The 21,290-nt window shown below is 73.6% G+C and carries 21 protein-coding genes; 15 read left to right on the top strand and 6 right to left on the bottom strand.

Going from position 1 to position 21,290, the window contains the following annotated elements; all coding sequences use genetic code 11:
- The first annotated feature begins 4 nt into the window (after positions 1 to 4).
- Positions 5 to 1,372: an aldehyde dehydrogenase family protein gene (locus tag SRB5_RS20985; RefSeq protein ID WP_323378225.1), complete on the top strand. Its 1,368-nt coding sequence runs from the start codon at positions 5 to 7 to the stop codon at positions 1,370 to 1,372.
- A gap of 10 nt (positions 1,373 to 1,382) precedes the next feature.
- The gene (locus SRB5_RS20990; protein ID WP_323378226.1) at positions 1,383 to 2,168 is read left to right on the top strand and encodes a 3-oxoacyl-ACP reductase; all 786 of its coding nucleotides are present in this window, start codon (positions 1,383 to 1,385) and stop codon (positions 2,166 to 2,168) included.
- 9 nt (positions 2,169 to 2,177) lie between these two features.
- On the opposite strand, the gene SRB5_RS20995 is transcribed toward SRB5_RS20990, so the two are convergent.
- Positions 2,178 to 3,392 carry an amino acid deaminase/aldolase gene (locus SRB5_RS20995; protein WP_153454283.1) on the bottom strand — a complete coding sequence of 405 codons (1,215 nt, stop codon included), beginning with the start codon at positions 3,390 to 3,392 and terminating at the stop codon, positions 2,178 to 2,180.
- A gap of 174 nt (positions 3,393 to 3,566) precedes the next feature.
- Between SRB5_RS20995 and SRB5_RS21000 the strand changes: the two genes are divergently transcribed.
- The 3 genes from SRB5_RS21000 to SRB5_RS21010 are packed head-to-tail and all read left to right on the top strand — an operon-like array spanning position 3,567 to position 6,359.
- Complete coding sequence (locus SRB5_RS21000) at positions 3,567 to 4,403, top strand: hypothetical protein (protein ID WP_323378227.1); 837 nt, start codon at positions 3,567 to 3,569, stop codon at positions 4,401 to 4,403.
- Complete coding sequence (gene mycP / locus SRB5_RS21005; RefSeq protein ID WP_323378228.1) at positions 4,400 to 5,620, top strand: type VII secretion-associated serine protease mycosin; 1,221 nt, start codon at positions 4,400 to 4,402, stop codon at positions 5,618 to 5,620. The genes SRB5_RS21000 and mycP overlap by 4 nt, the downstream gene beginning before the upstream one ends.
- The gene (locus SRB5_RS21010) at positions 5,598 to 6,359 is read left to right on the top strand and encodes an SseB family protein (protein WP_323378229.1); all 762 of its coding nucleotides are present in this window, start codon (positions 5,598 to 5,600) and stop codon (positions 6,357 to 6,359) included. Before mycP ends, SRB5_RS21010 begins: the two co-directional genes overlap by 23 nt.
- A gap of 12 nt (positions 6,360 to 6,371) precedes the next feature.
- On the opposite strand, the gene SRB5_RS21015 is transcribed toward SRB5_RS21010, so the two are convergent.
- A complete protein-coding gene (locus SRB5_RS21015; protein ID WP_153454287.1) occupies positions 6,372 to 6,740 on the bottom strand; it encodes a DUF1844 domain-containing protein in 369 nt (122 codons plus the stop codon).
- A gap of 378 nt (positions 6,741 to 7,118) precedes the next feature.
- Between SRB5_RS21015 and infC the strand changes: the two genes are divergently transcribed.
- From infC to pheT, 7 genes are all read left to right on the top strand, one after another.
- Complete coding sequence (infC, locus tag SRB5_RS21020; protein ID WP_323378244.1) at positions 7,119 to 7,757, top strand: translation initiation factor IF-3; 639 nt, start codon at positions 7,119 to 7,121, stop codon at positions 7,755 to 7,757.
- 151 nt (positions 7,758 to 7,908) lie between these two features.
- Positions 7,909 to 8,103 (top strand): 50S ribosomal protein L35, encoded by a 195-nt coding sequence (gene rpmI, locus SRB5_RS21025; RefSeq protein WP_153454289.1) that lies wholly within the window; start codon positions 7,909 to 7,911, stop codon positions 8,101 to 8,103.
- A 78-nt stretch (positions 8,104 to 8,181) separates the two neighbouring features.
- Complete coding sequence (gene rplT, locus SRB5_RS21030; protein ID WP_153454291.1) at positions 8,182 to 8,568, top strand: 50S ribosomal protein L20; 387 nt, start codon at positions 8,182 to 8,184, stop codon at positions 8,566 to 8,568.
- Positions 8,569 to 8,710: 142 nt separating this feature from the next.
- Positions 8,711 to 9,565 (top strand): TrmH family RNA methyltransferase, encoded by an 855-nt coding sequence (locus tag SRB5_RS21035; RefSeq protein WP_323378230.1) that lies wholly within the window; start codon positions 8,711 to 8,713, stop codon positions 9,563 to 9,565.
- Between the two features lie 147 nt (positions 9,566 to 9,712).
- Positions 9,713 to 10,828 carry a sensor histidine kinase gene (locus SRB5_RS21040; protein ID WP_323378231.1) on the top strand — a complete coding sequence of 372 codons (1,116 nt, stop codon included), beginning with the start codon at positions 9,713 to 9,715 and terminating at the stop codon, positions 10,826 to 10,828.
- A 170-nt stretch (positions 10,829 to 10,998) separates the two neighbouring features.
- Positions 10,999 to 12,123: a phenylalanine--tRNA ligase subunit alpha gene (gene pheS / locus SRB5_RS21045; RefSeq protein ID WP_153454295.1), complete on the top strand. Its 1,125-nt coding sequence runs from the start codon at positions 10,999 to 11,001 to the stop codon at positions 12,121 to 12,123.
- The gene (pheT, locus tag SRB5_RS21050) at positions 12,123 to 14,651 is read left to right on the top strand and encodes a phenylalanine--tRNA ligase subunit beta (protein ID WP_153454297.1); all 2,529 of its coding nucleotides are present in this window, start codon (positions 12,123 to 12,125) and stop codon (positions 14,649 to 14,651) included. The genes pheS and pheT overlap by 1 nt, the downstream gene beginning before the upstream one ends.
- 63 nt (positions 14,652 to 14,714) lie before the next feature.
- Here pheT and SRB5_RS21055 read toward each other — a convergent pair whose 3' ends face one another.
- Positions 14,715 to 15,407, bottom strand: a complete 693-nt coding sequence (locus tag SRB5_RS21055) for a DedA family protein (RefSeq protein ID WP_323378232.1) — start codon at positions 15,405 to 15,407, stop codon at positions 14,715 to 14,717.
- Positions 15,408 to 15,563: 156 nt separating this feature from the next.
- The gene (locus SRB5_RS21060) at positions 15,564 to 16,424 is read right to left on the bottom strand and encodes a 3-hydroxybutyryl-CoA dehydrogenase (RefSeq protein WP_323378233.1); all 861 of its coding nucleotides are present in this window, start codon (positions 16,422 to 16,424) and stop codon (positions 15,564 to 15,566) included.
- Positions 16,425 to 16,688: 264 nt separating this feature from the next.
- Between SRB5_RS21060 and SRB5_RS21065 the strand changes: the two genes are divergently transcribed.
- Positions 16,689 to 17,972: a glycoside hydrolase family 10 protein gene (locus SRB5_RS21065; protein ID WP_153454298.1), complete on the top strand. Its 1,284-nt coding sequence runs from the start codon at positions 16,689 to 16,691 to the stop codon at positions 17,970 to 17,972.
- On the opposite strand, the gene SRB5_RS21070 is transcribed toward SRB5_RS21065, so the two are convergent.
- Both SRB5_RS21070 and SRB5_RS21075 read right to left on the bottom strand, forming a co-directional pair.
- Positions 17,973 to 18,182: a DUF1918 domain-containing protein gene (locus tag SRB5_RS21070; RefSeq protein ID WP_323378234.1), complete on the bottom strand. Its 210-nt coding sequence runs from the start codon at positions 18,180 to 18,182 to the stop codon at positions 17,973 to 17,975.
- Between the two features lie 66 nt (positions 18,183 to 18,248).
- Positions 18,249 to 19,178 carry a DMT family transporter gene (locus SRB5_RS21075; RefSeq protein WP_153454300.1) on the bottom strand — a complete coding sequence of 310 codons (930 nt, stop codon included), beginning with the start codon at positions 19,176 to 19,178 and terminating at the stop codon, positions 18,249 to 18,251.
- On the opposite strand from SRB5_RS21075, the gene SRB5_RS21080 reads away from it, so the two are divergent.
- Positions 19,177 to 20,607 carry an aminotransferase-like domain-containing protein gene (locus SRB5_RS21080; RefSeq protein WP_153454302.1) on the top strand — a complete coding sequence of 477 codons (1,431 nt, stop codon included), beginning with the start codon at positions 19,177 to 19,179 and terminating at the stop codon, positions 20,605 to 20,607. The genes SRB5_RS21075 and SRB5_RS21080 overlap by 2 nt on opposite strands.
- Before the next feature lie 94 nt (positions 20,608 to 20,701).
- Positions 20,702 to 21,277: a histidine phosphatase family protein gene (locus tag SRB5_RS21085; RefSeq protein ID WP_153454304.1), complete on the top strand. Its 576-nt coding sequence runs from the start codon at positions 20,702 to 20,704 to the stop codon at positions 21,275 to 21,277.
- The last annotated feature ends 13 nt before the right edge of the window (positions 21,278 to 21,290 follow it).

Consider the following 21,290-nt stretch of genomic DNA (forward strand, 5'->3'; position numbering starts at 1 on the left):
TCCTGTGCCGCACGAGCTGCACGTCACCGATCCGGCGACCGGCGAGCGATTCGAGACCGTTCCCGGCACCCCGCCCGACGCCGTGGACGCCGCCGTCCACCGGGCCGCGCGGGCGCAGCGCGGCTGGGCGGACCTCGCCCCCGCCGACCGCGCCCGGCTGCTGCGCCGCTTCGCCGACGCCGTCGACGGGCACCGCGAGGAACTCGCCCGGCTGGAGGTACGGGAGGCCGGCCACCCCGTCACCAACGCCCGCTGGGAGGCCGGCAACGTCCGCGACCTGCTGGAGTACGCGGCCGGCGGCGCCGAACGCCTCACCGGCCGGCAGATCCCCGTCCCCGGCGGCGTGAACCTCACCTTCGCCGAGCCCCTCGGCGTCGTCGCCGTCATCGCCCCGTGGAACTTCCCGATGCCGATCGCCGCCTGGGGCACCGCCCCGGCGCTCGCCGCGGGCAACGCCGTCCTCCTCAAGCCCGCCGAGACCACCCCGCTCACCGCCCTGCGGCTGGCGGAGCTGGGGCTGGCCGCCGGACTGCCTGAGGGCCTCTTCCAGGTGCTGCCCGGCGCCGGCCCGGTCACCGGCGCCGCCCTCGTCGAACACCCCGGCGTGGCGAAGGTCGTCTTCACCGGCTCCACCGCCGTCGGGAAGCAGATCATGGCCACCTGCGCCGCCTCCGTGAAGAGGGTGACGCTGGAACTCGGCGGCAAGAGCCCCAACATCGTCTTCGCCGACGCCGACCTCGAACGCGCCGCCGCCACCGCCCCCGGCGCCTTCCTCGACAACACCGGCCAGGACTGCTGCGCCCGCACCCGTATCCTCGTCCAGCGCCCGGTGTACGACCGGTTCCTGGAGCTCCTCGAACCCGCCGTGCACGCCTTCACCACCGGCGACCCCGCCGACGAGGCCACGATGATGGGCCCGCTGATCTCCGCCGCCCACCGCGAACGGGTCCGCGGCTACGTGCCCGAGGACACCCCCGCCGCCATCCGCGGCAAGGCCCCGACGGGCGACGGCTTCTGGTACCCGGCGACGGTCCTCACCGGCGTCCCGCCCGACGACCGCCGCGCCACCGAGGAGATCTTCGGCCCGGTCGCCGTCGTCCTGCCCTTCGACGACGAGGACGACGCCGTACGGCTGGCGAACGCGACCCCGTACGGCCTGGCCGGCTCCCTGTGGACCCGCGACAGCGCCCGCGCCCTGCGGATGTCCCGCGCGGTCGCCGCCGGAAATCTCTCCGTCAACTCGCACAGCAGCGTCCGTTACTGGACACCCTTCGGCGGCTTCAAACAGTCCGGTCTGGGCCGCGAACTGGGACCGGACGCGCTCGCCGCCTTCACCGAGACGAAGAACGTCTTCATCAGCACCGAGCACTGAAGGAGCGCCCGTGTCCCAGGAACAGCCCGTCTGCCGCCGCCTGCCCGGCCGTACCGCCGTCGTCACCGGAGCCGGCAGCGGCATCGGTCTGGCCACCGCCCGCAGGCTCGCCTCCGAGGGCGCGCACGTGGTGTGCGCCGACATCGACGAACGGGCGGGGAAGGCCGCCGCCGACGAGACGGGGGGTCTGTTCGTACGGACCGACGTCACCGAACCGGACCAGGTCGAGGCCCTCTTCGCCGCCGCGCACGAGACGTACGGCTCGGTGGACGTCGCCTTCAACAACGCCGGCATCTCCCCGCCGGAGGACGACTCCATCCTCACCACCGGCCTCGACGCCTGGCGCCGCGTCCAGGACGTCAACCTGACCTCCGTCTACCTGTGCTGCCGGGCCGCCATCCCCTACATGCGGCGCCAGGGCCGGGGCTCCATCGTCAACACCGCCTCCTTCGTCGCCGTGATGGGCGCCGCCACCTCGCAGATCAGCTACACCGCGTCCAAGGGCGGCGTGCTGGCGATGTCCCGCGAACTGGGCGTGCAGTTCGCCCGCGAGGGCATCCGCGTCAACGCCCTGTGCCCCGGGCCGGTGAACACCCCGCTGCTGCGGGAGCTGTTCGCGAAGGACCCGGAGCGGGCGGCGCGCCGGCTCGTGCACATCCCGCTCGGCCGGTTCGCGGAGGCGGAGGAGATCGCGGCCGCCGTCGCCTTCCTGGCCAGCGACGACTCGTCCTTCGTCAACGCCGCGGAGTTCCTGGTCGACGGGGGGATCGCGGGGGCCTACGTGACACCGCTGTAAGGGGCATCCCTACAGAAACGTCTTCCCCTCGCCCCGGTACGTCGGCACCGTTGCGGTCACCTCGTCGCCCCGGATCAGATGCAGGGCGTCGAACCGCTCGCACAGCTCGCCCGCCTTCGCGTGCCGGAACCACACCCGGTCACCCACCTCCAGGCTGTCCGCCGCCGCGCCCAGCAGCGGGGTCTGCACCTCGCCGGCGCCCTCCTGGGCGTCGTAGCGCAGTCCCGTCGGCAGCCACGGCACGGGCAGCCGGTCGGTGCCGGGCGCGCCGGACGCCGGGTAGCCGCCGCCCAGCACGGTGACCGCGCCGGGGCCGGGGCGGCGGACCACCGGCTGGGCGAAGAGCGCCGCCGGACGGCCGCCGAAGGACGTGTAGTTGTCGAACAGCCGCGGCTGGTACAGCCCCGACCCCGCCGCGATCTCCGTGACGGCGTCCTCCGCCGCCGTGTGCTGCACGCTGCCCGTACCGCCGCCGTTGACGAACTCCAGCTCCGGCGCCACCGCCCGCACGGCCCGTACCGCCTCCGCCCGCCGCGCCGCCAGCTCCCGCTTCGCCGCCGCCTGCATCAGCCGGATCGACGCCGACCGCCCCGGCCGCCCGGCGAGCGCGTCGCCCACGCCGGCGATGTGACCCTCGTACGCCATGATCCCCGTCAGCCGGAACCCGGGCCGGCGCACCACCGAGCGGGCCAGCTCCGCCAGCGCCGCCGGCGTCGCGTGCGGCGAGCGGCGGGCGCCGATCCGCACCCGGCCGCCGAGCATCCGCAGCGAGGTGTCCAGCTCGACGCAGACCCGGATCTCCTCCCGCCCGCCCGCCCGCGCGGCGTCGATCAGCTCCAGCTGGTCCGGGGAGTCGGCCATCACCGTGACCGACCCGGCCAGCTTCGGGTCCGCCGCCAGCCGCGCGAAGCCCGCCCGGTCGGCCGACGGATACGCCAGCAGCACGTCGTCGAAACCCTCGCCGGCCAGCCACAGCGACTCCGCCAGCGTGAAGCTCATGATCCCCGCGAACCCCGGCCGGTCCAGCACCCGCTCCAGCAGCGCCCGGCAGCGCACGGACTTGCTGGCGACCCGGATCGGTTTGCCCTGCGCGCGGCGGACCAGATCGTCGGCGTTGGCGTCGAACGCGTCGAGGTCCACGACGGCGAACGGGGCGTCGAAACGGGCGGTGGCACGGTCGTAGCGGGCCCGCTGGGCACGCGACTCGGCGAGGGGAGCAGCCATGGCGCGAAGACTGCCAGACTCCGCCTACCCGTGGGTAGAGGAACGGGGGCGGAGATCGCGGCCGGATCGCCGCGGACGGCGGGGACAGCGCGGCGCCGACGTGAGTAGAGTGTGCCGTCCTCGGTTCGCCGGTTGTTCGCAGGTCATCGATACGCCACAGGGGAGGGACCGCCGGTGAGCACTGACGCCGGCCGGGTGTCCGCACAGGGCCCCGGAGCGCCCGGGTACCCGGCCCCCGTACGGCCGCCCCGCGCGCCCGGCGGACGGCGCTCCACGACGGCCGTCGTCTGTCTGCTGCTGGGCCTCGCCGCGCTGACCGTCGCCGCCGTCGGCACCTGGGCCGGCCACGGCCCCGACGTCCCCGCGGACGTCGCCGCGTTCGACCGCGTACGCGAGATGTGGCACAGCGAGCCCGTCGACGCCCTCCTCCCGCCCACCCTGCGCGGCGACGGCGCCGGACCCGGCGGCGCCGACCGCACCTGGACGCGGATCGTCCTCGCCCCCGACAGCGGCTGCGCCGGCGCCTTCGACCCGGCGCTGGCGAAGGAGCTCGCCCCCGTGGGCTGCGAACGGCTGCTGCGCGCCACGTACACCGACGCGACCGGCACCGACGTGATCACCGTCGGCCTCCTCTTCGCCCGGGCCGAGCCCGCGCCGTGGAGCCGGGCCGCCGCCCGCTTCGAGCACGAGGGCGTGGACAGCCGGGCCCGTACGCTCCCGCGGCCCGTCGCGGGGAAGGACACCCCGGCCGCCCGGTTCGGCGACCACCAGCGCGCCAGCTGGGCCATCGGCCTGCTGCCCGACGCGCCCGTCGTGGTGTACGCCGTCTCCGGCTTCGCCGACGGCCGCGAGATCGGCCGGCCGCAGCCCGCGGCCGAGGCCATGCTGGACAAGCAGACCTCCGCCGCCGCCCAGTCCGGGCTCGGGGACGAGGCGCAGGGCGTGGCCGACGGCGTCGAGGCGGCGCTGCGGGCCCGGATCACCGCCACCGCCCCCGGGGAGGACCGGTGAGGCGCCGGCTCGCCGTCCTCGCGGCGACCGCCGCCCTCGTCCTGTCCGGCACGAGCGCGCACGCCGACGCCGTACGGGACCTGGAATGGGGCATCGACGGCATACGCGCGCCCCAGGCGTGGGGCATCAGCCAGGGCCGGGGGATCACCGTCGCCGTGCTCGACACGGGCGTCGACGGCAGCCACCCGGACCTCACCGGGCAGGTCCTGCCGGGCAAGGACCTCGTGGGCTTCGGCGCCGGGAAGGGCGACGACTCCTGGGCCCGCCACGGCACCGCCATGGCCGGCATCATCGCCGCCCACGGACACGGCCCCGGCGGCGGCGACGGGGTGCGCGGGGTGGCGCCGGCGGCCCGGATCCTGCCGGTACGGGTGATCCTCGAGGACAGCGACCCCAAGCGGAAGCAGGCCCGGGCCAAGAAGGGCGGGGCGCTCGCCGACGGCATCCGCTGGGCCGCCGACCACGGGGCGGACGTCATCAACCTCTCCCTGGGCGACGACAGCCGCACCGCCCACCCGGAGCCCGGCGAGGACGCCGCCGTCCAGTACGCGCTGGCCAAGGGCATCGTCGTCGTCGCCTCCGCCGGCAACAGCGGCGCCAAGGGGGACCGGATCTCCTACCCCGCCGCCTACCCCGGCGTCATCGCGGTGACCGCCGTCGACCGGAACGGGGAGCGGGCCGACTTCTCCACCCGCCGCTGGTACGCGGGAGTCGCGGCGCCCGGGGTGGACGTGGTGATCGCCGACCCCGACCGCAACTACTACGAGGGCTGGGGCACCAGCGCCGCGTCCGCCTTCGTCTCCGGCGTCGCCGCCCTGATCCGCTCGGCCAACCCCGACCTCAGCCCCCGCCAGATCAGGCAGCTCCTGACGGACACCGCCCGGCGCACCCCGCCCGGCGGGCGCAGCGACTCCCTGGGCGCCGGCGTGGTGGACGCCGGGGCGGCGGTACGGCAGGCGGTGCGGACGAAGCCGCGGCCGCAGGCCCCGGTGGCCGCGAAGGCGCCGGACCGGTACTTCGGCGGCGGGCCCGACTCGGCGGCCACGGCCGGCGGCGGGGGGCTCGGGCTCCAGGAGACCGGCGAGGGCCTCGCGGGGGTGGCGCTGCTGGGGGCGGCGTGGCTGCTGTGGCGGCGCCGGCCGCAGGACGCCCCTGACGCCCCGCCGCCCGGTCCGGCCCCGCTACCCTCGTCGGGTGGCGCCTCAGAAACACCCTGACACCGGTCCGAAGAACATCCCGATCCACGAATTCGCCGACGACGACGGCTCCGCCGACCCCGCGCTCGCCGCGGCGCTGGCCGCCTGGGCGGCGGACCGCACACCGGCCACCGACTCCGGGGTGCTGGCGGCGCTCGCCGGCACCCGGCTGCTCGTCCCGGTCGTGGCGGTGCTGGGGGAGGTGGAGACCGGCCCCGACGGGCACAAGCGCGAGAAGACCAGCGACATGGCGGTCCCCACGCTCAACACCCCCGACGGCCGGCGCGCCCTGCCGGCGTTCACCTCGACCGACGCCCTCACCCGCTGGGACCCCGCCGCCCGCCCGGTCGCGGTGTCGCTGAAGCAGGCCGTCCGGGCCACGGTCTCGGAGCAGGCCGACACCCTGGCCCTCGACGTGGCCGGCCCCGTGCCGTACGCCCTCACGGGCCCGGCGCTGCTGGCCGCCGCCGACGGCCGCGCCTCCGTCGACCCGCTGGCCGACCCGGCGGTCACCGACGCCCTGCGCGCGGTGCTGAAGACGTCCCCCGCGGTGGTACGGGCCTACCTCGGCCCCGGCGACGGCTCCGACGGCACCCTGGCGCTGGCGATGGCCGGCGACGACCCGGGCGGCGAGGCCCGGCGCGTGGCCGCGGCCGTGGCGGCGGACCCCGCGCTGCGCGCCCGGCTGGTCAAGGGGCTGGAGCTGGCGGTGCTCCCGGAGGCGGTCACGCTCTCCATGGCGCCGTTCTACGTGCGCTGAGGGGGAGGGCTGTCAGCCGTAGACGGGCCCGGTGTACTTCTCGCCCGGGCCCTGACCCGGCTCGTCCTTCACCAGGGAGGCCTCGCGGAACGCCAGCTGCAGGGACTTCAGCCCGTCCCGCAGCGGCGACGCGTGGAAGGAGCTGATCTCCGGCACCCCCGCGTCGAGGAGTCCGGCCAGCGCGTGGATGAGCTTGCGCGCCTCGTCGAGGTCCTTGTGCTTCTCGCCGTCCTCGGTGAGCCCCGTCTTCACGGCGGCGGCACTCATCAGGTTCACCGCGACCGTCACGATCACCTCGACGGCCGGCACCTCCGCGATGTCGCGGGCCATGTCGTCGAAGTCGGGGTGCTGGGGCTCGGGGGCGGGGTTCGCGTCACTCATGGGGCCCAAGCGTAGAGCCTCCCGGCGTCCCGGCCCCCCGCCCCCCGGAGGGGACGACCCGCCGCCGATGTGCGCGGTACGTCCGGGGGCTGGTACTCTTGACTCCGACCGGTCGGTCACCCTTGTCATGTCTTGTAGTCATGCCAGAGTGCCGGCCCACAAGTGGACGCTCCTGAGCATCCCACCCGACCAGCCCCTGGGGCCGGCGGGTCACCGGTCCAGATGCGCCCCGCGGTCACCGCGGCGGTGCTCCCCGGCAAGGAGCATCCGCCTGTGTCCCGTCCGGGGCATTTTTCATGCTCCGGGTGTGTTAGGTCACCACACAGACGTAACGCGGCTGCCCGCCAGGCATCCGCGCGGTGCTACCGAGGAGGCCACATCAGCGCCGAGCCCCGCATCAACGACCGGATTCGCGTCCCCGAGGTGCGACTTGTCGGTCCCAGCGGCGAGCAGGTCGGCATCGTGCCGCTTGCCAAGGCCCTGGAGCTCGCACAGGAGTACGACCTTGACCTGGTCGAGGTCGCGGCGAACGCCCGTCCGCCCGTGTGCAAGCTCATGGACTACGGGAAGTTCAAGTACGAGTCGGCCATGAAGGCCCGTGAGGCGCGCAAGAACCAGGCGCACACGGTCATCAAGGAGATGAAGCTCCGGCCGAAGATCGACCCGCACGACTACGAGACCAAGAAGGGTCACGTGGTCCGCTTCCTGAAGCAGGGCGACAAGGTCAAGATCACGATCATGTTCCGCGGTCGCGAGCAGTCCCGTCCCGAGCTGGGGTACCGACTGCTGCAGCGCCTCGCGGACGACGTCCAGGAGCTGGGCTTCATCGAGTCCAACCCCAAGCAGGACGGCCGTAACATGATCATGGTTCTCGGGCCGCACAAGAAGAAGACCGAGGCCATGGCCGAGGCGCGGGAAGCCCAGGCGGCCCGCAAGGCCGAGCGCCAGGGCCGGCCGCTCGAGGGTGAGGACGAGGCCGAGGCCGGGATGACGGTCCAGGAGCCGGCCGAGGCCTGAGCCGGACGGACCGGCCCGGCCGGTCCGCACCAGCAACACCGGTGTCCCCCGCCCAGGGGGGCCATCGGAAGCCAACCGAAACACCGGGCGCTTTCGCCTGCCGGTTTACCGGCCGGGCAGGGGCGTCCACTGACGAGGAGTGAACGGCGCTATGCCGAAGAACAAGACGCACAGCGGTGCCAAGAAGCGCTTCAAGATCACCGGCTCCGGCAAGGTGCTGCGCGAGCGCGCCGGCAAGCGCCACCTGCTCGAGCACAAGTCCTCCCGCCTGACCCGCCGCCTCACGGGCAACGCGGAGATGGCCCCGGCCGACGCCAAGAAGATCAAGAAGCTTCTCGGCAAGTAACACCCCCGCGCCGGCGCGTGCCTCATACGCGCCGCGGCGCCCCGTCCCGGGACCATCCGTAACCAAGGAGTTTGAAAAATGGCACGCGTCAAGCGGGCAGTGAACGCCCAGAAGAAGCGCCGCGCGATCCTCGAGCAGGCCAGCGGCTACCGCGGCCAGCGTTCCCGCCTGTACCGCAAGGCGAAGGAGCAGGTCACCCACTCCCTCGTCTACAACTACAACGACCGCAAGAAGCGCAAGGGCGACTTCCGTCAGCTGTGGATCCAGCGCATCAACGCCGCTGCCCGCGCCAACGGCATCACCTACAACCGCTTCATCCAGGGTCTGAAGGCCGCCAACATCGAGGTGGACCGCAAGATGCTGGCCGACCTCGCGGTCACTGACGCGAACGCCTTCGCGACCCTCGTCGAGGTGGCCCAGAAGGCCCTTCCGAGCGACGTCAACGCGCCGAAGACCGCCGCCTGAGCGAGACTGCGACGTACGACGGCCCGCCGTCGACGCCACAGCCGGCCGCGTACCCGGCCGCACCCAGGCAGGGCAGGACCCGCAGGGCTGGAGCCCTGCGGGTCCTGTCGTTCCCGACGGCACCGATGGAGTGAGTACGAGCGTGACACCGTCCACAGCCCCCGCCCCCGAGCTGACCTCCGTGCGCTCCGCGCGCGTGACCGCCGCGCGGCGGCTGTCGCGGCGTACCTTCCGCGGCAAGGAGCGCCGCTTCCTCGCCGAGGGGCCGCAGGCGGTGCGCGAGGCCGTCGGACACCGCGGTGACGGGGAGCCGGCGCTGCTCGAGCTGTTTGCCACGGTGGAGGCCGCGGAGCGGTACGCCGACATCGTCGCCGCCGCCCGCGCGGCCGGGGCGCGGGTGCATACCGCCACCGACGAGGTCATGGCGGAGGTCTCGAACACCGTCACCCCGCAGGGCCTGGTCGGGGTGTGCCGGTTCGTGGACTCGCCGTTCGAGGACATCCTCGCCGCCCGGCCGAAGCTGGTCGCCGTGCTGGCCCATGTACGCGACCCCGGCAACGCCGGCACGGTGCTGCGCTGCGCCGATGCCGCGGGCGCCGAGGCCGTCGTGCTGACGGACGCCTCGGTGGACCTGTACAACCCGAAGTCCGTACGGGCCTCCGTCGGCAGCCTCTTCCACGTGCCCGTCGCCGTCGGCGTGCCCGTCGAGCGGGCGGTCGCCGGACTGCGCGAGTCGGGGGTGCGGATCGTCGCGGCGGACGGGGCCGGGGAGGACGACCTGGACACCGAACTGGACCGCGGCACCCTCGGGCGTCCCACCGCCTGGGTCTTCGGCAACGAGGCGTGGGGGCTGCCGGAGGAGACCCGGGCGCTGGCCGACGCCGTCGTACGGGTCCCCATCCACGGCCGGGCGGAGAGCCTGAACCTGGCGACGGCGGCCGCCGTCTGCCTGTACGCCTCCGCGCGCGCCCAGCGTGCGCCCGGCGGCTGCCGCTGACGGCGCGCTGCCTGTACCGGCGCCGGACGGGCGCCGGTGCCCACCCGGCGGGTGCCGTCCGGCCGCCTTCAGCGAGTAGGGTGGGCTGGCCAGAGGGCCGGACGACGGGGTGACGGGTAACACCGGGCCGGCGAAAGGGGGTTGCCAGTGGAGTTCACGGACGGCGTCGGCGACCCCAAGAGCCTGGGCCTGGACCCCGACGACCTGCCGGACGGACTGGTCGTGGCCGACGAGACGGGCCGGGTCATCTGCTTCAACAAGGCCGCCGCCCGGATCACCGCCACAGCCCCCCGCCGGGCCCTGGGACGCCCCCTGACGGAGGCCCTCCCCTTAGAAGACCTCAAGGGGCGGCGGTGGTGGGTCCTGACCGACCCGTACGGCGGACTGGCCATCCGTACCGCCCAGCCCGAACGCCATCTGCTGCTCCCGGGCAACCGCGAGGTGCTGGTCGCCGCCCGCTACGTCCGCCGGCACCCCGCCGGCCCCCTGCACCGCCTCGTCGTCACCCTCCGCTCCACGGAGGCCCGCCTGCGCAACGAACGCAGCCACGCCGAGCTGATCGCCACCGTCGCCCACGAGCTGCGCTCCCCGCTCACCTCGGTCAAGGGATTCACCGCGACGCTGCTGGCCAAGTGGGAGCGGTTCACCGACGACCAGAAGCGGCTGATGCTCGAGACGGTGCACGCCGACGCCAACCGCGTCACCCGGCTGATCGCTGAGCTGCTGGACATCTCCCGGATCGACTCCGGCCGGCTCGAGGTGCGCCGCCAGCCCGTGGACATAGCCGGGGCCGTCCGCCGGCACGTCGAGGCCCATACGACGGCGGGGGAGGACCCCGGCCGGTTCGTTCTGCTGGTCTCCCCGGGGCTGCCCGATCTGTGGGCCGACCCCGACAAGATCGACCAGGTGCTGGGCAATCTGCTGGAAAACGCGGTGCGCCACGGCGCCGGAACTGTCACGATCGAGGTGGCACCCGCCCCCCGCCCCCCGCGCGAGCCGGGGGACACCCCGTCCGCGCCCGCCCCGCAAGGCACAGAGGTGACCGTGAGCGACGAAGGCCCCGGCATCCCCGAGGAGTCGATGAGCCGCGTCTTCACCCGCTTCTGGCGCGGCAGCAAGCGCGGCGGCACGGGCCTGGGCCTCTACATCGTCAAGGGCATCGTCGAGGCCCACGGCGGGACGATCTCCGTCACCCGCGCGCCCGGCGGCGGTGCCCGGTTCCGATTTATGCTGCCCGTCGGCGTCCCGGCCCATCTGGCCTGAGGACCCGCCGCCGGGCGATCCCCACCCGCGCCCCGGGCCCGTACCGGCACCCGAGGGCCGACCCCACACCCCCGCGCCCCGTAGACTCGTGCTTTGGCACAAGGGCACCAACCGGCCACCACCGCCGGACCGGGGCGCGCCAGCCAGCCAATCGGAAGACCGGGAAGAGGATGTCCGCACCCAACAAGTCGTACGACCCCGTCGAGGTCGAGGCGCTGAAGCCGCAGGAGATCGAGCGGATGCGCGACGAGGCGATCGCGGCGTTCGCCGCCGCCACCGACCTCGAGCAGCTCCGCGAGGCGAGGACCGCCCACGGCGGCGACCGCTCGCCCCTGGCGCTCGCCAACCGCGAGATCGGCGCCCTGCCGCCGCACGCCAAGGCCGACGCCGGCAAGCGCGTGGGCCAGGCCCGCGGCGCGGTGAACAAGGCGTTCAAGGAGCGCCAGGAGCAGCTCGAGGCCGAGCGTGACGCCCGGATGCTGGTCGAGGAGGCGGTGGACGTCTCGCTGCCCTACGACCGGATCCCGGCCGGCGCCCGCCACCCGCTCACCACGCTCTCCGAGCGCATCGAGGACATCTTCACGGCCATGGGCTACGAGGTGGCCGAGGGCCCCGAGGTCGAGGCGGAGTGGTTCAACTTCGACGCCCTGAACATCGGCCCCGACCACCCCGCCCGGACCGAGCAGGACACGTTCTTCGTCCGCGGCCCGCACGGCGAGGAGGACTCCGGTGTGGTGCTGCGCACCCACACCTCGCCGGTGCAGATCCGCTCCATGCTGGACCGCGAGCCCCCGGTGTACGTGATCTGCCCGGGCCGCGTCTACCGCACGGACGAGCTGGACGCCACCCACACCCCCGTCTTCCACCAGGTCGAGCTGCTCGCCGTGGACGAGGGCCTGACGATGGCGGACCTCAAGGGGACGCTGGACCACATGGTCCGCGAGCTGTTCGGCGGCGAGGGGATGAAGACCCGGCTGCGGCCGAACCACTTCCCCTTCACCGAGCCGTCCGCCGAGATGGACATGGTCTGCTACGTCTGCCGCGGCGAGTCCGTCGGCAACCCGGACCGTCCCTGCCGCACCTGCTCCTCCGAGGGCTGGATCGAGCTCGGCGGCTGCGGGATGGTCAACCCCAAGGTCCTGGTGGCCTGCGGAATCGACCCGGAGAAGTACAGCGGGTACGCCTTCGGCTTCGGCATCGAGCGGATGCTGATGTTCCGCCACAACGTCCAGGACATGCGAGACATGGTCGAGGGTGACGTCCGCTTCACCCGGCCGTTCGGGATGGAGATCTGATGCGAGTCCCGCTTTCGTGGCTGCGGGAGTACGTCGACCTGCCGGCCGCCGTCACCGGCCGCGACGTCCAGGCCAAGCTCATCTCGGCCGGTCTCGAGGTCGAGACCGTCGAGCGCCTCGGGTCCGGCCTCAAGGGCCCCCTCGTCGTCGGCAAGGTCCTCGCGATCGAGGAGCTGACGGAGTTCAAGAAGCCGATCCGCTGGTGCCAGGTCGACGTCGGCGACGCCAACGGCACGGGTGAGCCGCAGAACCTGATCTGCGGCGCCCGTAACTTCGCCGTCGGCGACAAGGTCGTCGTGGTGCTCCCGGGCGCCGTGCTCCCCGGCGACTTCGCGATCGCCGCGCGCAAGACGTACGGCAAGGTCTCCGAGGGCATGATCTGCTCCGCCCGCGAGCTGGGCATGGGCGACGACCACGACGGCATCATCGTGCTCCCGCCGGAGTACGAGCCCGGCACCGACGCGATCGAGCTGCTGGAGCTGGTCGACGAGGTCCTCGACATCGCCGTCACCGCCGACCGCGGCTACTGCCTGTCGCTGCGCGGCGTCGCCCGCGAGACCGCCATCGCCTACGGCCTGCCGCTGCGCGACCCGGCGCTCCTCGACGTGCCCGGGCCCAACGACCAGGGCCACCCGGTGGAGATCTCCGACTACACCGGCTGCGACCGCTTCACCGCCCGCACCGTGACCGGCGTGGACCCCGAGGCGCGCTCGCCGCTGTGGCTGCAGCGCCGGCTGCAGAAGGCCGGGATGCGGCCGATCTCGCTGGCCGTGGACATCGCGAACTACGTGATGCTGGAGATCGGCCAGCCGCTGCACACCTACGACCGCACGCTGATCAACGGTGCGATCGGGGTCCGCCGGGCGACCGCCGGCGAGAAGCTGACGACGCTGGACGACGTCGAGCGCACCCTGGACGCCGAGGACCTGCTGATCACCGACGACAACGGGCCGATCGGCCTGGCCGGGGTGATGGGCGGCGAGGGCACCGAGATCGCCGACGCCGCCGAGCCGGCGCCGCTGCTCGGCGAGGCGCAGGGCACCACCGAGATCGTGATCGAGGCCGCGCACTTCGACCCGGTGACGATCGCCCGTACCGCCCGGCGGCACAAGCTGTCCTCCGAGGCGTCCAAGCGCTTCGAGCGCGGCGTCGACCCGCAGGCCGGCCCGGCGGCGGCGCAGCGCGCCGTCGACCTGCTGGTGCTGCTCGCCGGCGGGACCGCCGACCCGGGCGTCACCGAGGTCACCGGACCGGCCGCGCCGCGCACCGTGATGATGCGCGCCGACCACCCCGACCGCGTCGCGGGCGTCGCCTACGGCCGCGAGACGGTCGTACGGCGGCTGCAGGAGATCGGCTGCGACGTGTACGGGGCGGACGAGCTCACGGTCAGCGTGCCGTCCTGGCGCCCGGACCTGTCCGCGCCGAACGACCTCGCCGAGGAGGTCATCCGGCTCGAGGGCTACGAGAACCTGCCCTCCACCCTGCCCAAGCCCCCCTCCGGCCGGGGTCTGACGCCCCGCCAGCGGCTGCACCGCCGGGCCGGCCGGGCGCTGGCCGGCGCCGGCTACACCGAGGCGCCCTGCTACCCGTTCACCAGCGTCCAGGCGCTGGACCAGCTGGGTCTGCCGGCGGACGACGCCCGGCGCTCGGTGGTCACGCTCGTCAACCCGCTCAGCGACGAGGAGCCGGCGCTGCGCACCACGCTGCTGCCGGGCCTGCTCGCCGCCCTGCGGCGCAACGAGAGCCGGGGCACGCACGACGTGGCCCTCTTCGAGACCGGCCTGGTCTTCCGCCCGGTGCCCGACGCCGCCCCGGTGGCCGTACGGCTGCCGGTGGACCGCCGGCCCACCGAGGAGGAGATCGCCGCCGTCGAGGCCGCGCTGCCCCGCCAGCCCCGCCGGGCCGCCGTGGTCCTCGCCGGGTCGCGGGAGCAGGCCGGCTGGTGGGGCAAGGGACGCCCCGCGACCTGGGCCGACTCGATCGAGGCGGCGCGGATCGTGGCCCGTGAGGCGGGCGTGGAGCTGACCGTCGAGGCCGACCGGCACGAGCCGTGGCACCCCGGTCGCTGCGCCGCGCTGTACGCCGAGGTGGACGGCCGCCGGCAGCTCGTCGGCCACGCCGGTGAGCTGCACCCGCGGGTCGTGAAGGCGATGAGCCTGCCGGAGCGGACCGCGGCCATGGAGATCAGCCTGGACCTGCTGGGCAAGGCGGGCTCGAGCCCGGTGGCCCCGGTGATCTCGAACTACCCGGTGGCCACGCAGGACGTCGCCCTGGTGGTCGACGCGTCCGTCCCCGCGGAGTCCGTCGAGGCGGCGCTGCGCTCGGGCGCGGGCGAGCTGCTGGAGTCGATCCGGCTGTTCGACGTCTACACCGGCGACCAGACCGGCGCCGGGAAGAAGTCCCTGGCGTACGCGCTGCGCTTCCGGGCCGCGGACCGGACGCTGACGGTCGACGAGGCCTCGGCCGCCCGTGACGCGGCGGTCGCCGTCGCCGGCGAGCGGACCGGGGCGGTGCTGCGGGGCGCGTGACCTCGTACGACGCAGGAAGGGCCCCGCCGGTCGGCGGGGCCCTTCGTCGTGTCCGTACGGGACTCAGCGCTTGGCGTGCCGGCCCCGGCCGCCCGCCTGGGCGGCGGGGTCGTCGGAGGCGGCTCCGGAGGCGGACGACTTCTTCCGCGAGCGGAGGTACTCGATGCCGATCGGCACCACCGAGAGCAGCACGATCAGGACGAGCATCGCCTCGATGTTCTTGTGCACGAACTCGATCTGGCCGAGGAAGTAGCCGAGCAGCGTGACACCCACGCCCCACAGCAGGCCGCCGATGAGGTTGTAGGTGAAGAAGATCCGGTAGTTCATCCGGCTCACGCCGGCGATGATCGGCGTGAAGGTCCGGACGATCGGCACGAACCGGGCCAGCACGATCGACTTCGGGCCGTGCTTCTCGAAGAACTCGTGCGCCTTCTCGACGTTCTCCTGCTTGAACAGCTTCGAGTCCGGCCGGTTGAACAGGGACGGGCCCACCTTGCGCCCGAAGAGGAAGCCCACCTGGTCCCCGGCCACCGCGGCCAGCCACACCAGCAGGCACACCAGCGCCAGCGGGGTGTGCAGATACTCGCCGTCCGCGACCAGCAGACCCGTGGTGAACAGCAGGGAGTCGCCCGGCAGGAAGAACCCGATCAACAGCCCCGACTCGGCGAAGACGATCACCAGGATGCCGATCAGACCGAAGGTCTGGATCAGATAGTCGGGGTCCATCCAACTGGGACCGAGGGCGAGTGTCGTCACGGGATCGAAGCTCCTGTTGATCATCGGAACAGCCACGGATACCGCTCCAAGCTACAGGGCGCCGGGACCGGGGAGCGCACGGGCCGAACGGCCTCTCCCGCCGGTGAGGACGCTCGGGACCCGCGTGACGTTCCCGTGCGGGCGTACGAGTATGCCTCAGGCGTACGTGTAGAAGCCCGCGCCGCTCTTGCGGCCCAGCCGGCCCGCGTCGACCATCCGCTGGAGCAGCGGGGGAGCGGCGTACAGCGGCTCCCGGTACTCGGTGTACATCGAGTCCGCGATCGAGACGATCGTGTCCAGCCCGATCAGGTCCGACAGCCGCAGCGGGCCCATGGGGTGCGCGCAGCCCATCTCCATGCCGTTGTCGATGTCCTCCCGCGTAGCCAGACCCGACTCGAACATGCGGACGGCCGAGAGCAGGTACGGGACCAGCAGCGCGTTGACGATGAAGCCGGAGCGGTCCTGGGCGCGGATCGCGTGCTTGCCGAGCACCTTCCCGGCCAGCGTCTCGGCCCGCTTGATCGTCTCGTCGCTCGTGGTCAGCGCGGGGATGAGCTCGACCAGCTTCTGCACCGGGGCCGGGTTGAAGAAGTGGATGCCGATCACATGGTCGGGGCGGGAGGTCGCCACCGCCAGCTTCACCAGCGGGATGGAGGAGGTGTTCGACGCGAAGATCGCGTCGGGGCGGGTCACGACCTGGTCCAGGACCTGGAAGATCTCCGTCTTGACCTGCTCGTTCTCCACCACGGCCTCGATCACCAGATCGCGGTCGGCGAACTGGCCGAGATCGGTGGTGAAGGTCAGCCGGGCGAGCGTCTCGTCCCGCTCCGCCTCGCTGATCTTGCCGCGCTCGGCGGCCTTGCCCAGGGAGTTGTGCAGCCGGGTACGGCCCAGTTCCAGCGCCTCGCCGGTGATCTCGGCGACCTTCACGTCCAGACCGGCGCGGGCACAGACCTCGGCGATCCCCGCACCCATCTGTCCTGCGCCGATCACTCCGACGCGCTGGATGTCGTTCACGGCGTACGGCCTTTCCCTGGGGTTCGTGTACGGCCCGACGTTACCCGAGGCCACCGGGCGGGAACCGGGCAGGGCCGGACGCCGCCGGAGATTCCGCGGCGTAGACCAATGAATCACCGTGCGGATCCTTGTAGCGGCCCGGCCGTTCCCGTAAGGATGATCACGAACTCCGAAGTGGTTCAGACCACTTCGGGGCGCGTCCGTGTGCCGTGACCCGGCCGTACGGGCGCGGACAGCGGATCACCGACGAGTCGGAGGAATCTGATGGGGAGCAGCAACCCCGGACACGAGCCGAAGCTGAGCCGCCGCCGGTTCGGCGCGGCGGCGCTCGGCGCGCTGGGTGCGATGGCGCTGGGCACGGGCGGCGCCGTGGCGTCGCCCGCGGCAGGGCGGCCGGACTTCCTGGGCCGGCGGCCGCGGGAGCAGATGCGGGGGACGTGGATCTCCACCGTGGCGAACATAGACTGGCCGATGGCCCAGGGGCTGTCCGCCGGGGAGCAGAAGGCGGGTCTGCTGGCGCGGCTGGACGAGGCGGTGGCCCGGCGGCTGAACACGGTGGTCTTCCAGGTCCGCCCGACCGCCGACGCGATGTTCCCCTCCCCGTACGAGCCCTGGTCGGAGTTCCTGACCGGGGTCCAGGGGCAGGACCCGGGCTGGGATCCGCTGGGCTTCGCGGTGCGTGAGGCGCACAAGCGGGATCTGCAGCTGCACGCGTGGTTCAACCCGTTCCGGGTGCGCAACGACACGAAGGCGGAGCTGCTGGTCGCCGACCACCCGGCGAACGTGCACCCCGAGTGGGTCGTCCCGTACGGCGGGAAGCTCTACTACAACCCGGGCATTCCCGAGGTCCGGGCGTTCATCCGGGACTGCATCATGTACGCGGTGCGGAACTACGACATCGACGCCGTGCACTTCGACGACTACTTCTATCCGTATCCGGTCGCGGGCCAGGAGTTCGACGACGACGCGCAGTACGCGGAGTACGGCGGGGCGTACGCGTCGCGGGCCGACTGGCGGCGGAGCAACACCGACGAGCTGATGAGCGGGCTGAGCCGGGAGATCAAGGCCGCCAAGCCCCGGGTGCAGTTCGGCGTCAGCCCGTTCGGGGTGTGGCGCAACAAGGCCACCGACCCGGAGCTCGGCTCCGACACCACCGCCGGCGCGGAGACGTACGACAGCCTCTTCGCCGACACCCGCAAGTGGGTGAAGGAGGAGTGGCTCGACTACATCTGTCCGCAGGTGTACTGGAACATCGGCTTCGCCGCGGCCGACTACGCGAAGCTCGTGCCGTGGTGGAACGACGTGGTGGCCGGCACGAACGTCGACCTCTACATCGGTGAGGCGCTGTACAAGGTGGGCGCAGCCGGCCAGCCCGAGGCCTGGTTCGACCCGGCCGAGCTGTCCCGGCACCTCGCGTTCTGCGCGGACTACCCGCAGGTCAAGGGGAACATCTACTTCTCCGCGAAGCTGCTCCCGCAGGACCCGCTGGGCGCCGTGAGCCGGCTGGTGGCCGACCACTACGGCCGCCCGGCCCGCGCGCCGCGTTAGTCAGCGCCGCCCGGACCCCGTGCCACCGGCCTCGTGCTGGACCACGGTGTCCGGGCCCGGGGCCAGCACGCACTCCTGACCGTCCTCGTACGTCACCCGGTACGGGGGCCTGCCCTCCGTACCCAGCACCTCGGTGATCTTTCCGACCCGGTCGTGGTCTCCGACGGTCCTGCCGTGGGTCACCAGCCTGTCGCCCTTTTCGGCTCGCACGATGTCGACCTCCCGTCCGTCCTGTCTCGTTCGCCAGTCTATTTCGGTACGCGCCACTTGGCCCCTTCAACGAGCCGCCCGCTGGGTCACCGCGATGCACACCAGCACGGCCACCGCCGTCGGCAGCGCGGCGGGGGCCAGGTGCTCGCCCAGGAGGGACACCGACCACACCAGCGTCAGCAGCGGCTGGGCGAGCTGCAGCTGGCTGGCCCGGGCCACCCCGATGGCCGCCATCCCCCGGTACCAGACGAACAGCCCGGCGAACTGCGACGCCAGCGCGATCCACAGCAGCCCGGCCACGGAGTGCGCCGTCGGCCGGGCCGGCTCCGCCCCCAGCGCGATCAGCGCTCCCGGCAGCGACAGCGGGAGGCAGGCCACCAGGGCCCAGGCGATGACCTGCCAGCCCGGCATCGTACGGGCGAGGCGTCCGCCCTCCGTGTAGCCGGCGGCGCAGGCCAGCAGCGCGCCGAGCAGATACAGGTCCGCGGTGTCCGGGGCGCCCCCGCTCTGGCTGACAGTGAAGGCGCCGACGACCGCGGCGCCCGCCACCGCGGCCGGCCAGAACGTCCGCGGGGGCCGGGCGCCCCGGTGCAGGGCGGCGGCGAGGGCGGCCGTGGTCAGCGGGAGGAGCCCCGTGACGACGGCGGCGTGCGAGGTGCTGGAGGTGCGCAGGGCGAGCGTCGTGAGCAGCGGGAAGCCGATGACGACGCCGAGCGCCACCACCGCGAGCCCCGGCAGGTCGGCCCGGCGGGGGAGCGGCACGCGCAGCGCCAGCAGGGCGCCGCCGGCGACCACGGACGCGAGGACGAGGCGCAGGGTCACCGTCGACCAGGGGCCGAACCCCTCCAGGGCCCAGGCGGTGCCGGGGAAGGTCAGCGAGAAGGTGAGGACGCCGGTCGCGGCGAGGACGGTGCCGCCGAGGGGGGTGGCCCGGCGGGGCGTGGGGGCGCCGACCGTTATCGGCTCGGGGACGGTAGCGCTATTGTCTGCTCTCATGAATGACAGTAGCAGTACGGCGAATCTCGTACGTCTCCTGCGGGACGAGCTGAAGCGCTACTCCCCGGGTGAGAAGCTGCCGTCCAGCCGCAGCCTCGTCGAGCGCTACCGGGTGAGCCCCGTGACCGTCTCCGGCGCCCTGCGCAGGCTCGCCGCCGAGGGCCTGGTGACGACCCGCCCCGGCGCCGGCGCCTTCCGCGCGGAGACCCGCCCCCACGGGACCCCGGCCGGTGACACCTCCTGGCAGGAGATCGCCCTCAGCGCCGACCCCGCCGCCGACGCCGTCCCCCGCTCCGTGGACGCCGCCGACATCCTCGTCACCCTCGCGGCCCCGCCGCCGGGGGTGATCGAGCTCAACGGCGGCTACCTCCACCCCGCACTCCAGCCGGAGCGTGCCCTCGCCGCCGCCCTGGCCCGCGCCGGCCGCCGGCCCGGGGCGTGGGAGCGGCCCCCGGTGGAGGGGCTGGCGGAGCTGCGGGCGTGGTTCGCGCGGGAGATCGGCGGCGTCGCCCCGGACCGGGTGCTGGTCACCGGGGGCGGCCAGCCGGCGCTCACGGGCGCCCTGCGGGCCCTGGCCGCGCCGGGGGCGCCGGTGCTGGTGGAGTCCCCGACGTACCCGGGGATGCTGGCCGCCGCCCGGGCGTTCGGGCTGCGGCCGGTGCCCGTGCCGGTGGACGCCGAGGGGGTGCGTACGGATCTCCTCGCGGAGGCGTTCCGGGCCACCGGGGCCCGGGTGTTCGTCTGCCAGCCGCTGTTCCAGAACCCCACCACCGCCGTGCTGGGCGCCGGGCGGCGGCGCGAGGTGGTGCGTATCGCCCGCGAGGCGGGGGCGTTCGTGGTGGAGGACGACTTCGCCCGGCGGATCGCCCACGAGGACGCCGGCGAGCTGCCGCCGACGCTGGTCTCCGGTGATCCCGACGGGGTGGTCGTGCACGTCACGTCCCTGACGAAGGCCACCTCGCCCAGCCTGCGGGTGGGCGCGATCGCCGCCCGGGGGCCGGTGCTGGACCGGCTGCGGGCCATCCAGATCGTCGACAGTTTCTTCGTCCCCCGCCCGCTGCAGGAGGCCGCTCTCGAGCTCGTCGGCTCCCCCGCGTGGCCCCGCCATCTGCGCACCGTGGCGGCGGCGCTGCGCACCCGGCGCGAGGCGCTGCTGGGCGCCCTGGCCGGCGCGCTGCCGGAGCTTCCCGTACCGGAGGCGGCGCCGGGCGGCTTCCACGTCTGGCAGCGGCTGCCGGACGGCACCGACGAGCGGGCGCTGGCCGCCGCGGCGCTGCGCGCGGGCGTGGCCGTCGCCCCCGGCCGGCACTACTACCCGGCGGAGCCGCCCGCCCCGCGGTTGCGGCTGAGTTTCGTCTCGCCCGCGGACACCGGGGAGATCACGGAGGGGGTGCGCAGACTCCGTACCGCTTTGGACAGTCTTGTCTGATGCGTGTGGGATCTTGACCGGATTTCTGCCGCCCCCGATCAACTATCCCTTGATTGATCTGGGCAATCGCCGGTCCCGCTCCTATGATCCGGCCATGAACGTACGCCTCACGCTCCTGGCGGCGGCGCGGAACTCGTCCTCCCGGCTGCACGAGCGGTTCGACGACGATCGCCCGCTGGACGCCGGGGGCTGGGCGGAGGCCGAGCGTGCGCTGCCCGCGCTGGCACCGCTCGCGGCGGCCGATCTGCGCTACTGCTCGCCGTCCCCGCGGGCCCGGGAGACCGGCCGGGTGCTGGGTCTGGCACCGCTGGCGCAGGTGGCGCTGCGGGACTGCGACATGGGGCGCTGGCGCGGCCGGACGCTCGAGCAGGTCATGGCGGTCGAGCCGCGCGCGGTCGACGGCTGGCTCGCCGACCCGTACTCCGCGCCGCACGGCGGGGAGTCGCTGATGGCGTTCATCCAGCGGGTGGGCGGCTGGCTGGAGACCCGGCCCGCGGACGGCACGCTGCTGCTGGCGGTGGCCGAGCCGTCGGTGATCCGGGCGGCGCTGGTGTACGCGCTGAAGGCCCCGCCGTCGGCGTACTGGCGGATAGACGTGATGCCCCTGTCGACGGTGAGTCTGATGGGGCAGCCGGGGCGGTGGAACCTGCACCTGGACGGCTGGGTGTAGGGGCTCGCGCCCC

It is taken from the genome of Streptomyces smaragdinus (genome assembly GCF_009604385.1).
GTDB lineage: Bacteria > Actinomycetota > Actinomycetes > Streptomycetales > Streptomycetaceae > Streptomyces > Streptomyces smaragdinus.